Genomic DNA, 13,003 nt, shown 5'->3' with positions numbered 1-13,003 from the left:
CAGAAAAATAGCTGTTTGCGCAATTTATGCCCGGCACGTCGCGCGCCGGGTCGCCGTGTCTCTTATTTTGCATCGAATGGCGATTAATTGCTAATGCAAACGATAATGATTCTCTATATTAGGAATGGATATTCCAGAGAGCCGATTTGGCGACCTAGACGGCCCCTCCCTCCTGCGCCGCGGCACTGCCGCCGAGATACGTGGCGCGCACGCGGTTGTCGTCGGCCAGTTCGTGGGCCGAACCCGCGAGCGCCACACGGCCGCCCTCCAGCACATAGGCCCGGTTCGCGATCCGCAGCGCCTGGCGCGCGTTCTGCTCCACGAGCAGCACCGCCGTGCCCGCGTGGCTGATGCGCGCAATCACTTCGAAGATCGCGCGCACGAGCTTGGGCGCGAGCCCCATGGAAGGCTCGTCGAGCAGCACGAGCTTTGGCTTGAGCATGAGCGCACGCGCAATCGCGAGCATTTGCTGCTCGCCGCCGCTCAGCGTGCCGGCGAGTTGATCCTTGCGCTCGCGTAGCCGGCTAAACGTTTCGTATGCCTTATCAATGCCCTGGTCGAGCGCGCCGGCGTCGCGCCGCAAGAGGTAGCCGCCCAGGCGCAAGTTTTCCTCGACCGTCAACCCGCCGAAAATGCGCCGCCCTTCCGGCACGTGCCCAATCCCAAGCGCGACGATGCGATGCGACGGCAGCCCGGCGAGCGCCTGCCCCTCGAACGCAATGCTGCCGCCGCGCGGACGCAGCAGTCCAGAGATGGTGCGCAGCGTCGTGGTCTTGCCCGCGCCGTTGGCCCCGAGCAGCGCGACGATCTCGCCCGGCCCGACGTCGAGCGAAACGCCGTGCAGCGCTTCGATGTTGCCGTAATTCACGCGCAGGTCGCGAACGTCGAGGAGTTTGCCGGTCGTGTCTAACTCCATAGCGACTTCTCCCCGTCCGTGGCGTCGGGTCCGTCGTTTTCCTCGGCCGTGCCCAGGTAGGCGTCGATCACCACCGGGTCGTTCTGGATCTGCGCGGGCGTGCCCTCAGCAATGATCTCGCCATGATCCATCACGATGATGCGGTCGGACACGCCCATTACGAGCGCCATGTCGTGCTCGATCAGCAGCACCGTCACGCCCAGGTCGCGGATGCGGCGGATCTGCGCCATCAACGCGTGCTTTTCGGTTGGGTTCATGCCGGCGGCGGGCTCGTCGAGCAGCAAGAGGCGTGGCTGGCTAGCCAGCGCGCGGGCGATTTCCAGCCTGCGCTGATCGCCATACGGCAGGTCCGAGGCATATTCGCTCGCGCGCGCGCCGAGCCCCACGAGATCGAGCCAGCGCTGCCCGAGCGCGCCATGCTCGGCGGCTTCGGCGCGCGCGGCGCGCGTGCCCACCAGTTCCGCCACGAGGGCCGTGTGCAGGCGATGATCCATGCCGATCAGCACGTTCTCGAAGGCGCTCATATGGTTGAACAGGCGGATGCCCTGAAACGTGCGCGCAATGCCGCGATGCACGTTGCGATGGGGCGCACCGCCGCCAAGCGGCTCGCCGCGCCAGACGAGGCGGCCGCCGCTCGCGCGGATCACGCCCGTCAGGCAGTTGAACACCGTGGTCTTGCCCGCGCCGTTCGGGCCGATCAACGCGAGAATCTCGCCGCTGCGCACCTGGAAGGTAATGCCACCGATCGCGCGCACGCCGCCAAAGCGGCGCTCGAGGCCATGCACCTCGAGCAGGGTTTCGCGCGCGGCGGCGGCTTCGAGGCCGCCGCTATCGGCGAGAGAAACGGCCGCCCCGGTTTCCTTGCCCGCCGCTTCCGCCGCTTCCGCTTCGTGCGCTACCGTCTCTTCTTCGGGCCGCGGCGCGGCACGCCTCACGCGCGCGGGCCACAGTCCTTGCGGGCGCAACAACATGAGCACGACGAGCGCCACGGCAAAGCCGAAAATACGCCACAGGTTCAGGAAGCGCAGCATTTCCGGCAGCCCCGCGACGATCAGCGCGCCGAGTATCACGCCGGGGATGCTGCCGCGTCCGCCCATCACGACGACGATAAGGATCGTCACCGACTGCAGATACGTGAACGCCGTGGGGTCGATCGTGCCGAAGCGTGCGGCGAACAGACTGCCCGCGAGGCCGCCGATCAGCGCGCCGATCACGTACGCGAGCATCTTCACGCGCAAGGTCGCGACACCCACCGCCTCGGCGGCGGCTTCGTCCTCGCGGATGCTGGTCCACGCACGCCCGAGCCGCGAGCGTCCGAGCCGCACCGCGAACACCAGCACGGCGATGAAGAACGCCATGCCCAGCACGTACACCGAGCGCGGCGAGCTGAACTCGAAGCCGAACAGGTTCGGCGGCTCGATGCCGTAGATGCCGTTCGGCCCACCGGTAATGTCGAGATTGGTGGCGACGATGCGCGTGATCTCGCCGAAGCCGAGCGTGACGATGGCGAGATAGTCGCTGCGCAGGCGCAGCGTGGGATAGCCGATCACGACACCGGAAGCGCCCGCGAACACCAGGCTGAACGGCAGCGTCGCCCAGAACGAGAAATGCAGCAGCGTCTCGAGCAGCGCCGTGGTATAGGCGCCGATGGCGAAAAAGGCCGCGTAGCCGAGATCGAGCAACCCGGCATAGCCCACGACGATGTTCAACCCGAGGCCCAGAATCGCGTAGGTGATGATAGTGAGCCCGACGTCGACGATATAGCCGCTCGCAAACTTGGGCAGCGCGATCGCCAACGCGATCAGCACGCCGGAAACGACCCATGAGGTGTCCGTGGCCCGCGCGCGCATATCTCACATCCTCTCGACCACGCGTTCGCCGAACAGCCCGGTAGGCTTCACCACGAGCACGGCGATCAGCACACCGAACACGAACACGTCGGTCCACTGCGAAGACACATACCCCGCGCCGAACGCCTCCAGCAAGCCGATCAGGAAGCCGCCCACCATCGCCCCCGGAATATTGCCGATACCGCCGAGCACGGCCGCCGTGAACGCGCGCAGCCCGAGCACGAAACCCATGAAGAAGTTGATCTGCGTGTAGAAGAGCCCTTCCATCACGCCCGCGACCGCGGCGAGCGCCGAGCCGATGAAGAACGTAAGCTGGATGAGCCGCTCGACGTCGATGCCCATGAGCCGCGCCGCATCCTGGTCGATGGCGAGCGCGCGCATGGCCGTGCCGACGAACGTATGGTGTACGAACAAATACAGCGCGATCATCAGCGCGAAGCTGGCCGCGATTATGCCGATCTGCGCAAACGTGATGTGCACTTGCGCGATGTCGAAGCCGGTATGCGTGAGCAGGTGCGGATATGTGCGAAAGCCCGCGCCGTAAGCGATCAGCACGCCATTCTCCAGCAGCAGTGAAACGGCCAGCGCCGTAATGAGAATGGACAGGCGCGGCGCGCGCAGCAACGGCTGATAGGCCACGCGCGCGATCGCCACGCCGAGCACGCCGGTCGCGAGCAGGGCCGCCGCGAAGGCCACGAACAGCGCGAGCACGAGCGGCAGGCGAGCGGCCGCGAGCGCGGAGAGCGCGGTCCAGCCCACGAACGCGCCCACCATGAAGAGATCCCCGTGTGCGAAGTTGATGAGCCGGATGATGCCGTAGACCATCGTGTAGCCGAGGGCGACGAGCGCGTAGAACGAGCCGATCGTCAGCCCCTCGATGACGAACTGGAAAAAGGTGCTCATGAGCGGCCCGGCGCGCTTACTTCATTGCCACCCACTTGCCGTTTGCATCCTGGCGTTGGTAAGGCTCGAACTGATCGTTATGCACGACGACCGTGATGTACACGGCGCGGCTGCGGTCGCCCTTCGGATTGAAGCCGATCGTCCCCGTGGCGCCCTGGTAGTTCGTGATCTTGTGCAGCGCGGCGCTGATGTCGGCGGGCTTTGCCGACTTGCCGTCGGCGATGGCCTTGGCGGTCACGCCCACCGCGTCGTACTCGTACACCGAGTACGGCCCCGGCCCCTGGCCATAGGACTTGTTGTACTGATCCAGGTAGTCGTGCGCGCCAGGCAGGAACTGCGCGAGCGGCGCAGTCGTGATGATCATGCCGTCGGCGGCCGGCCCTGCCGTCTTCATGAGCGTGGGGTCATTGGTGCCGTCGCCGCCCATGAAGGTCATCTTCAGACCCACCTGGCGCGCTTCCTTCACGAGCAGGCCCGCTTCGGAGAAATAGCCCGTGTAATAGATCACGTCCGGCTTGAGCGAGGAAACCTTGGTGAGCGTAGGCGAATAATCCATCTGGCCCGGCGTGATCGAGTCGGCGTAGACGACATCCACGCCCATCTTCTTGAGCGATTCCACGGTGTTCTGCGCGAGACCCTTGGCATAGGTCGTGTTGTCGTCGATCACCGCCGCGCGCTTCACGTGCAGCGAATTTTTCATGAAGCTGGCCGCGAATGGCCCTTGCTCGTCGTCACGGCCAATCGTGCGAAACACGTTGTCGTAGCCCATTTCCGTGAGCTTCGGATTGGTCGAGGCATCGAGCACGTAGGGAATGCCGGCGCGGTGGAAGGCGGTCAACTCGGGCAAAGCCGCGCTCGAGCAGTAGCCGCCCGCCACGGCAACCACGCCCGCGTCCACGAGTTTCTGCGCGGCCTGAACCGCCGTTTGTGCGTCGCACGCGTCGTCTTCGGGCACGAGTTCGATCTGCTTGCCGAGCACGCCGCCCGCCGCGTTGATCTTGGCGGCCGCGAGCTTTGCGCCGTTCAGGATATCGGTACCCGCAGCGGCGCTGCTGCCCGAAAGCGGCACCGGCACGCCGATCTTGATGGTCTGCGCTTGTGCGAATCCAGGCGCCAGCGCGGCAAGCGAAAAGAGAGTGAGCGCGAGGGTTGCGTGCAGCGCGCCATTGTTCTGAGGATTCATATGAGCGGCTCCTGAGCGTGGACCCGACCGGGCGATGCCGCAACGCAGGCGAGCCCGCGCGGTCAGTTAGCGAAACGAAATAATTCGTCCGGTGCGATGCCCAGCAGGTCTTGCCCGCTCATGGCGCGCAGCTTGCATGGGTACCGGCGCATAACGACTTATCCATGATAGATGCATGCCACCATTTAGCAGCCATAGGGTATGCGCGTATACAAATTGCGTGCGCTCGCGGCAGCGTGAAGGTACTTTGTATACACGCAGGGAGGGGCGCGAATGAAGACCATCGTACTGGGCGGCGGCATAGCAGGCGTCACGAGCGCGTATTACCTCGCGCGCGACGGCCGCGACGTCACCGTTATCGAGCGACGTGCAGGCGTTGCGCTCGAAACCAGTTTCGCCAACGCGGGGCTCGTCGCGCCGGGCCACTCGTACACGTGGGCCTCGCCCCGTGCGCCGATAATCCTGCTCAAATCGCTGTTCGTCGAGGGCCAGGCGCTGCGCCTGCGCCTGAAAGCCGATCCGCACATGTGGGCATGGTGCGCGCAATTCCTGCTCAACTGCACCGAGGCGCGCTCGCGCGAAAACACCTCGCGCAAGGTGAGGCTGTGCCGCTATTCGCAGCATCAACTGCAGGAGGTCACGGCGCGCGAGCAGCTCGAATACGACCTCATCAGCCGCGGCCTGCTCTATCTCTATCGCGACGCCGCCTCGTTCGAGCGCGGCCGCGCCCACATGTCGATCCTCGTGGAAAACGGACTGCCGCTCGAAACGCTCGACGCCGCCGCGGTCGCGGCACGCGAGCCCGCGCTCGCCCACGCGCGCGAGCGCATTGCGGGCGCGATCTACTGCCCTAGCGACGCAAGCGGCGACGCCCACCGCTTCACTCGTGGGCTTAAGGAAGTTTGCGAACGTATGGGCGTGCGCTTCGTGTTCGACGCCCCCATCGAGGCCATCGAAGCCGCCGGCGACCGCATTGCCGGCGTGCGCACGAGCGCGGGCGTGATCCAGGGCGACGACTACGTGCTCGCACTCGGCTCCTGGTCGCCGATCCTCGCGCGGCCACTCGGCTATCGCATCGCGGTCTATCCTGTGAAGGGCTATTCGGCCACGTTCCCCTGCGGGCCCGGGCATCGCCCGCCCGAGCTGGGCGGGGTAGACGAGAATCACCTCGTGGCATGGGCGCGTTTTGGCGCGCGCCTGCGCTTCACGGCCACCGCGGATTTCGCGGGCTACGACACGCGCCACACGCCCGCCGATTTCACTTCCATGATGCAGGCGGCGCACGAACTCTTTCCCGAGGGCGCCGACTACACGCAGCCCGCGTACTGGGCCGGGCTGCGCCCGATGACACCGGAAGGCACACCGCTGATCGGGCGCACGCGCCATCGCAACTTCTTTCTGAACACGGGTCACGGGCACATGGGCTGGACCATGTCGTGCGGCACCGCAAAACTGCTCGCCGACATCATGGCCGGGCGCGAGCCTGAACTCGACATGACGGGATTGACGCTGAGATGACCATTACCGCACCGTCGCAAAGTCACGAGGATGCCTACACAAAGCTCGATTTCGCGCTCGACGGCGGCATTGCCCGCCGCGCCGCGATCGGCCTCGTCGTGCTGGCCACCGATCATACGATCGAATACGAATGGCGCGACCTGTTGCGCCAGCCAGGCGTGGCGTTCTACGAGAGCCGCCTCGAGAATTCGCCAGACATCACGCCGCCCCGCCTCGCGGAAATCGAGGCGCGCATCGCACCCGCGGTGAGCCTGATGCTGCCCGGCGAGCGCCTCGACGTAGTGGCGTTCGGCTGCACGTCGGCTTCGATGGTAATAGGAGAAGAAAAGGTCGCGGCGCGCATCCGCGAGGCCCGGCCGGAGATTGCCTGCACCACGCCGATCACGGCGGCGCTCGCCGCGTTAAAGGCGCTCGACGTGCGCCGCGTGGCGCTGCTTACGCCCTACGTGCGCACCATCAACGACTTCATGCGCGATTACATCGAGGCACGCGGCGTGGCCGTCACGCGCATGGCATCGTTCGAGCATGCGGACGACAACGAGGTGGCGCGCATCGACGCGAGTTCGATTCGCAGTGCGATAGAAACGCTGGCGCGCCACGACGATGCCGATGCGGTGTTCGTGTCGTGCACCAGCCTGCGCGTGGCCGCGCTCGTGCCGCAGATCGAAGCGCAGACCGGAAAGCCCGTGCTGTCGAGCAACTTCGCGATGGCGTGGCACGCGCTGCGGCTCGCGGGGGTGCAGGATAGCGAGCCGCAGTTGGGGCGGTTGTTCGCGCGCTAGCAATAAGAGAATAGCGAGAGAGCAGCGGCGCGCCGGCACATTGCGCACCGGCACGAACATCAGCTGATGAAATTACGCGTAAATGGGCTTTCCAGCTAGCGCGCTGCGAATCGCGCCCGCGAGGTCGCCAGCGGCGAATTTCGCCACATAGCCGCTCGCGCCCGCATTCTTCACGTGCGCTTCGTTCGCGGTGCCCGTGAGCGATGAATGAATCACCACGGGAATATCCACGGTGCGCGGGTCCGCCTTGATCTTGCGCGTCAACGTGAAGCCGTCCATTTCCGGCATTTCGAGGTCGGTCAGCACGAGCGCAATGCGATCTTTCGCGCGCACGCCGTCGCGTTCCGCGCCCGTCGCAATCGCATCGAGCTGCTTCCACGCTTCGAGGCCCGTCTTCGCCATCGTGTATTCCACGCCGAGCGCCTTGAGGCTCTGGCCGATCAGCTCGCGCGCGAAACCCGAGTCGTCGGCGGCCAGCACCTTCGCGCCCGGCGGAATCATCGCGGGCTCGCCCACGTCCTCCGCCACGACCGCGCCGTGCTGCGCCGGGAACACGTCGCGCAGCACCTGCTCCACGTCCACCACCTGCACGAGCTTTTTGCTCTCGGGGTCGTTTTCGAGCCTCGCGATGCTCGTCACGCGGTTGCCCATCGTGACGTCGGCGGTCAGCACCTGGCTCCATTCGAGCCGCACGATCTCGTCCACGCTTTCGAGTGCGAAACCCTGGGTGGAGCGCGCGAATTCGGTCACGAGCAGGATATTCAGGCCCGTGGCCGGCTCGCAGCCCATGAGCCGCGGCAGATCGATCACGGGCATCACCTGCCCGCGGATGTTCGCCGCGCCCAGCACGTAGGGGGACGACGCCGCGATCGGCGTGATCGCCGGCATGCTCAGGATTTCCCGTACCTTGAAAACGTTGATGCCGAAGGCTTCGCCAACCTCGCTGCCCGGCGCCGCGCCGAGACGGAAAAGCAGCAGCTCGAACTGGTTTGTGCTCGTCAGGCGGGTTCGTTCGTCGATTGCGAAGCCGCTTTCCATGATTCTCTCGTGTCCTTTTCCTCTGGCGTGATGCGTCCGGCATCCGCTTCCTGCCCTCGTCTACGGCCTGGCGCGGAAAATCTTGAGCCCACTGTTTTGAGCCCGCTGATCCCGCACGACCGTGCCGGATCAGGCCGTACTCATGCGCCCTCGCGCACGCGGCCAGCGGTATGCCCGCGCAGCAGCGCCGCGCAGGCCTGGGCGCTCACCGGCCTGCCGAACAGGTAGCCCTGCTGGCGCTCGCAGCGTAGCGAGCGCAGAAACGACGCCTGCTCGGGCGTCTCCACGCCTTCGGCCGTCACGCGCATGCCGAGCGAATGCGCCATCGCCACGACGGCCTGGGTGATCGCCACGGAGTCGCGGTTGTCGGGCAGGCCCGCCACGAACGTGCGATCGACCTTCAGGTGGTGCAGCGGAAAACGCTGCAGATACGAAAGCGACGAATAGCCGGTGCCGAAGTCGTCCACCGAAATGCGTACGCCAATGTCGTTCAGCGCGTGCAGGAGAGGCAGCACGCGCTGGCTGTCGCTCATGAGAATGCCTTCGGTGATCTCCACTTCGAGCGCGTCGGGCGCGAGGCCCGTTCGCGCGAGGCAGCCCTCCACCTGTTCGACCAGGCCGTCCGCGATCTGGCGCGGCGAGAAGTTGACCGCCATGACGAAGTCGGGCGCGAAGCGGCACCGCCACTGCGCGGCCTGGCGGCACGCGTGCTCGAGCACCCACCGCTTTCGCGATGCCGGTCGCACCGGTCGCCCGGAGTTGCCCGCAGAGACGCGCCGCGTCGACCGATGTACCGGCATCGGGCACCCCGGATGCGACGGCAGGCTGCGCGGCGAACAGAACGGGCAACGCGAAAGCGACGATAGATTGATACGGCTTCCTCATTTCTTTCCGCGCTCCGTGTCGAGTTCGAGATTGCGCTCGGCGGCGACCAGCCTGACCGGGTCGGTCTTTTTCCACTGCGCTTTCGGTATCAGGACCGACCACTCAGTGTTGCCCGTATCGCGAAAGAACGCTGCGACGCCCACGTAATTCGCCGCGTCGTCCATCGGCTCGGATACCTTCAACGTCTGCCCCGGTCCGAGCGTCAGGTCGCGGCTCCAGAGCGTCGCGGCCTTGAGGGCATCGTTGCCATCCAGCAGTTGCGCATAGGTCGCTGTCGCAAAGGGTTTGTCGTCCTTGAGCTGGTAGATGCGCAGCACGACCGGCAGCGATACGCCGCGCGTATCCTGATTCAGCGCGGTACGCGCCGCAACGGTGAGGTTCATCTGTTTGACCTTCGTCTCGAATACGGCCTGCGTCGCCGAGACCGTTCCGTCCTTGACGGACTGCCACATGCCGCACGCCGAGACGGCGAGCGCGAGGCCGACGCCGAGCGCGGCCCGTATGATCCTGCTACGCATCAGAATGGCGCCCCTGTGAAATCGGTGCGCGGATAGACCGTCTGCTTGCCGTCGATGGTGAGCACCAGTTGCATGGAACACTGAATACTTGCGTAGCGCCGGAGGAAATAGCTCAGCACGTCGCCGAACAGCACCGCGTCGCCGGGTCCATCGAAGCCGCCCGGATCAAGCTCAACGTGGATACATGCAATCCGCAACACATAGCCGCTTCGCAGGATTTCCTGGTCCTGGGAGAAATGCACGGTCCTGATCGCGTCAATGCGCTGCGGTACCGCATCGTCCGGCGTCCAGTCGTAGAGTTCGAGTACCTCGCGCAGGACCGGAGCGCCCTCCATGACCATCCGGTTGAGTTCGTTCGCGCCGTTCGCGGCGTAGTGGCCCAGCACGCGCCAGTCGTAGCCCGGGTAGTAGCGCGGTGGATACTGCGGCAGGCTCGGCGAAGCCAAGTTGCGCACCGACGCGATACCGGTAAAGCCGGAGACCGTCTCCTTGATCGTTGCCTCCGCGAGCGCCATGCGCGGCAGGCGTCCGTTGTTTGCGAGCGCCCGAATCGTAACGTGGCGGTCGTGCGGGGGGCGCTCCTCGTCGTCCGGCGCGTATCGGTGCACCCCTTCCCAGAGCTGCCCCGACAGGTTGGCCCACAGTTCCCGCCCCACCACGCCGTAGCGGGTCGCGGTATGAAAGTACCGCTCGGGCTTTTCATAGAACAGTGCCCAGCCGCGATGCTTGAAGCTCTTGAACGCCTTGTAGGCGTGCCGTGCGCTGCCCTCCGGGTCGGCGGCAGTCACCTCAAGCAGGTCGTAGGGCTGGACATACCTCTCCATGGCGGACTGCACACGTACGCGGTGTTCCTTGTCATGCCAGTCGGCGGGCTGCAATGGCAGCGCATCGACTTCGAACAGGTTGATGACGGGCGTGCAGAATAGCCGGAAGCTCTCGCGCCCCACCGGCTGATCGCCTGGCATGCGTCCTTCGAGTTCGATCTCGAAGGTCATGCGCGTTTCGCCCGCCGGCACCATCGCGCTATCGAAGCCGCACAGGTCAACGAAGTGGAATTTCTGCGGGAATACGAAATACTCCAGCAGCGTCTGTTCGCGGTCGAGTTCCTGGTCTCGTTTCGGGTCCAGGACCGGCCACAGCCGCGTCGACGGACCGAACCCCGCAGGCGTGAAATGCACGCCGTCGAGCGGTACCAGCGCACCGTCGCGTACCGAGGGCAGGCGCAGGCCAATGGCGGCGATCTGGCGCGTCAGTGCAGCGTATAGCGAGGCGGCAGCGGGGCGGTCTCCGTGCAGGTACAGGCGGATGCGCGACAGGTCGGTACGCTCGCGCTGGTCGCCGAACCAGAGGCCGAACATCAGGCGGATGACCGTCCGCCCGTCAGGGCGTACCGCGAGGACCGAGTCCTCGACCGAGAGCGGCAGCAGATCGACGGCCTGCGTCGTACGGAACGGGCACTGCACCGCATCAGGACCGACGGGCGCCGAGCGCACCACCGCCCCGGCGGGAATCTGCGCCACCTTCGCGCCCCGGTTCAGGGGCGCGCACTCGATGATCGACAGCGACGGAATCGCCCGCGCCATGTGTTCGAACATATTGTCGAGAAGCGGATCGGTCAGCTCCTGCATGCCGTCGTCGAGCTTCATGCGCAGCCGCGCGATCATGAACGCAAAGCCTTCGTTGACCGCGCGGACCTGGTCGTTCTCCTGGCCGTACTGCATACCGAGGCGTCGCGCCGCTTCGGGCTGATCGCGTGCAAACTCGCGACCCGCCTCGCGCAGATAACGCATCTCGGCGTCGAAATATCTCAGGAAGGGGTTTCCGCCTTCCTCTTGCGTGGATTTCCACGGTGCCGTCATGGTTGCAACTCCGGGGGTAAGGGCGGCAGTGATGGCAGCCCGGATATCTGTCCGGCGCGGCCCGTCACGAAAATGCGCCCGGGCATGCGGAAGCCGCGCAGCTTGAGGAGATCGAGGGGGCCTGCTCCCGCCTGCGCGCGCAGGACGTAATGCAAGGGCGCTACCTTGCCGTCCGTAACGTCACCGGAGGCCGTAGAAGCAGCCTTCGCGGCATCGCCAGCCGTTCCTCCATTCCAGACGATTTCGTAGCGCGTATCGTCGAGCGGTTTGACCTGCGCTTTTTCTAGCATCCGCAGAAGGGCCCAGTCGCCTGTCGCATCGAACGCGATCCGCACTCCTGCGTTGAGCGTCTGCCAGTTCAACGACGCATGGCCGTTCAGACCGTTGCCCGGCCATGCCAGCGGCGTCCACGTTTCGCGCTGGTTGAAATAGACGATCTGCTGGCCATCCACCGTCAGCTCCGTGCGTGTTACGTCCGGCGTCGGCTGCGGCATGATCCCGAAGTGATAACCCGCCTCGCCCTGCGCATAGAGACGCGCGCCGAGCGGCCCGATGAGTCGCAGCATGGCGAGGAACTTCGGATCGAACTGGAGCGACTGCGGCGCGAGTTCGTTCGGGACCCACTGGTCGCCCTGGCGCTTGAGCACACCGGACAGCTCAAGCTCGATAAAGCGGTTGATCAGCCCCGTCTCGGGCCGCACGTAACGGCCAAACTCGGCAAAGGACGCGTCGGCGCTCGTCGGCGAGAACGGATAGCGCGAGGTGAACGACGAGGCGAAGGGGGCCGCGACGCCCGCCCGCCATGCCTCGTTCAGGCTCGCGGCGGCGGGCTGGAGTACGGCCTGCCACGCCGCGTCGAGCGGTTGCACGAACAGCGTCTGGCCGAAGCCTGCCCACTGTGCGCCCAGGCTCGCGGCGGTCAGCGCCGCGTCGTCGCGCGCCTGCGAGAGATCCGAGAGCTTGCCCTGGAATACCGCCTGCGCGAGACTGCGCGCCATGGCCTGCGCATCCGGACTCGCCTGGATCTGCTGGAGCTTGAGCCGCACGGTCGTATCGGCGGTCAGCACCCGGGAGAGGCTGACGCCGTTGAACGCGGCGGCATTGGCGCCTGCAGCTTTACCCGCACTGCCGCTGGCCGCAGCCGGACTCGTGTCCCCCATCAGCGCGAGCAGCGGGCCGAACGAGCGGTCGAGCGGATTCACAACGGGAGCCTGGGTCTGGTCGCTATCGCTCCCACTGAGCAACCCCTGCGCCTTACGTACGAGCGTATCGGTCAGTGCCTGCGAAGGGCGGCCCGCCTCACCCTGGTACTGCACCGACTTCATGACCGCGAGCAGCGGCGAGGTCTGCGCATCGGTCAGACGCGTGAGCTGGTCGATCACCCCCGAGAAGCTGGTCGCCGCGAGCCACTGGAAGCTGTTGAGCATGGTCGCCCAGGCTGCCGTGTAGTCCGCGAAATACCGTTCGCGCAGGCGCTTTTTCAGCTCGTCGGCGCTCCTCCTTGCTTCGACTGCAGCCTGCGTCGCGTCAACCGCACCCTCCACGGCGGTC

Annotated in this window: 10 protein-coding genes and 1 pseudogene; 2 read left to right on the top strand and 9 right to left on the bottom strand. The window is 65.8% G+C overall.

What is annotated here, in order from left to right:
* Positions 1–154: 154 nt before the first annotated feature.
* The 4 genes from M3I56_RS27275 to M3I56_RS27260 are packed head-to-tail and all read right to left on the bottom strand — an operon-like array spanning position 155 to position 4,852.
* Positions 155–916 (bottom strand): ABC transporter ATP-binding protein, encoded by a 762-nt coding sequence (locus M3I56_RS27275; RefSeq protein ID WP_254356605.1) that lies wholly within the window; start codon positions 914–916, stop codon positions 155–157.
* Positions 907–2,766, bottom strand: a complete 1,860-nt coding sequence (locus M3I56_RS27270; protein WP_254356604.1) for an ATP-binding cassette domain-containing protein — start codon at positions 2,764–2,766, stop codon at positions 907–909. Before M3I56_RS27270 ends, M3I56_RS27275 begins: the two co-directional genes overlap by 10 nt.
* Positions 2,767–2,769: 3 nt before the next feature.
* Complete coding sequence (locus M3I56_RS27265; RefSeq protein ID WP_254356603.1) at positions 2,770–3,669, bottom strand: branched-chain amino acid ABC transporter permease; 900 nt, start codon at positions 3,667–3,669, stop codon at positions 2,770–2,772.
* A 16-nt stretch (positions 3,670–3,685) separates the two neighbouring features.
* The gene (locus M3I56_RS27260) at positions 3,686–4,852 is read right to left on the bottom strand and encodes a branched-chain amino acid ABC transporter substrate-binding protein (RefSeq protein WP_254356602.1); all 1,167 of its coding nucleotides are present in this window, start codon (positions 4,850–4,852) and stop codon (positions 3,686–3,688) included.
* Positions 4,853–5,125: 273 nt separating this feature from the next.
* Between M3I56_RS27260 and M3I56_RS27255 the strand changes: the two genes are divergently transcribed.
* Entirely contained in the window at positions 5,126–6,370 is a 1,245-nt protein-coding gene (locus tag M3I56_RS27255) for a D-amino acid dehydrogenase (RefSeq protein ID WP_254356601.1), read from the top strand.
* A complete protein-coding gene (locus tag M3I56_RS27250) occupies positions 6,367–7,152 on the top strand; it encodes an aspartate/glutamate racemase family protein (protein WP_254356600.1) in 786 nt (261 codons plus the stop codon). Before M3I56_RS27255 ends, M3I56_RS27250 begins: the two co-directional genes overlap by 4 nt.
* Positions 7,153–7,224: 72 nt before the next feature.
* Here M3I56_RS27250 and M3I56_RS27245 read toward each other — a convergent pair whose 3' ends face one another.
* The 5 genes and pseudogenes from M3I56_RS27245 to M3I56_RS27225 all read right to left on the bottom strand — a co-directional run.
* Complete coding sequence (locus M3I56_RS27245) at positions 7,225–8,190, bottom strand: chemotaxis protein (protein ID WP_254356599.1); 966 nt, start codon at positions 8,188–8,190, stop codon at positions 7,225–7,227.
* A 140-nt stretch (positions 8,191–8,330) separates the two neighbouring features.
* Positions 8,331–8,912: pseudogene (locus tag M3I56_RS27240) on the bottom strand (EAL domain-containing protein); the annotation flags it as partial.
* A 159-nt stretch (positions 8,913–9,071) separates the two neighbouring features.
* On the bottom strand, positions 9,072–9,593 hold the full coding sequence (gene tssJ / locus M3I56_RS27235; RefSeq protein ID WP_254345721.1) for a type VI secretion system lipoprotein TssJ: 522 nt from the start codon (positions 9,591–9,593) through the stop codon (positions 9,072–9,074).
* Positions 9,593–11,452: a type VI secretion system baseplate subunit TssF gene (gene tssF, locus M3I56_RS27230; RefSeq protein WP_254345719.1), complete on the bottom strand. Its 1,860-nt coding sequence runs from the start codon at positions 11,450–11,452 to the stop codon at positions 9,593–9,595. The genes tssJ and tssF overlap by 1 nt, the downstream gene beginning before the upstream one ends.
* Positions 11,449–13,003, bottom strand: a 1,555-nt coding sequence (locus M3I56_RS27225) for a type VI secretion IcmF C-terminal domain-containing protein (RefSeq protein ID WP_302057021.1), incomplete at its 5' end; no start/stop codon positions are given. The genes M3I56_RS27225 and tssF, both read right to left, overlap by 4 nt.

This window comes from Paraburkholderia sp. CNPSo 3281, from assembly GCF_024206515.1.
Classification (GTDB): domain Bacteria; phylum Pseudomonadota; class Gammaproteobacteria; order Burkholderiales; family Burkholderiaceae; genus Paraburkholderia; species Paraburkholderia nodosa.
Note: the sequence above shows the minus strand (reverse complement) of the source record. Positions and strands in the feature narration are given on the sequence as shown.

Coding starts and splice junctions, on each gene's coding strand:
- M3I56_RS27255 (WP_254356601.1), top strand. CDS start 5,126: ATGAAGACCATCGTACTGGGCGGCGGCATAGCAGGCGTCACGAGCGCG.
- M3I56_RS27260 (WP_254356602.1), bottom strand. CDS start 4,852: ATGAATCCTCAGAACAATGGCGCGCTGCACGCAACCCTCGCGCTCACT.
- M3I56_RS27250 (WP_254356600.1), top strand. CDS start 6,367: ATGACCATTACCGCACCGTCGCAAAGTCACGAGGATGCCTACACAAAG.
- tssF (WP_254345719.1), bottom strand. CDS start 11,452: ATGACGGCACCGTGGAAATCCACGCAAGAGGAAGGCGGAAACCCCTTC.
- M3I56_RS27265 (WP_254356603.1), bottom strand. CDS start 3,669: ATGAGCACCTTTTTCCAGTTCGTCATCGAGGGGCTGACGATCGGCTCG.
- M3I56_RS27275 (WP_254356605.1), bottom strand. CDS start 916: ATGGAGTTAGACACGACCGGCAAACTCCTCGACGTTCGCGACCTGCGC.
- M3I56_RS27245 (WP_254356599.1), bottom strand. CDS start 8,190: ATGGAAAGCGGCTTCGCAATCGACGAACGAACCCGCCTGACGAGCACA.
- M3I56_RS27270 (WP_254356604.1), bottom strand. CDS start 2,766: ATGCGCGCGCGGGCCACGGACACCTCATGGGTCGTTTCCGGCGTGCTG.
- tssJ (WP_254345721.1), bottom strand. CDS start 9,593: ATGCGTAGCAGGATCATACGGGCCGCGCTCGGCGTCGGCCTCGCGCTC.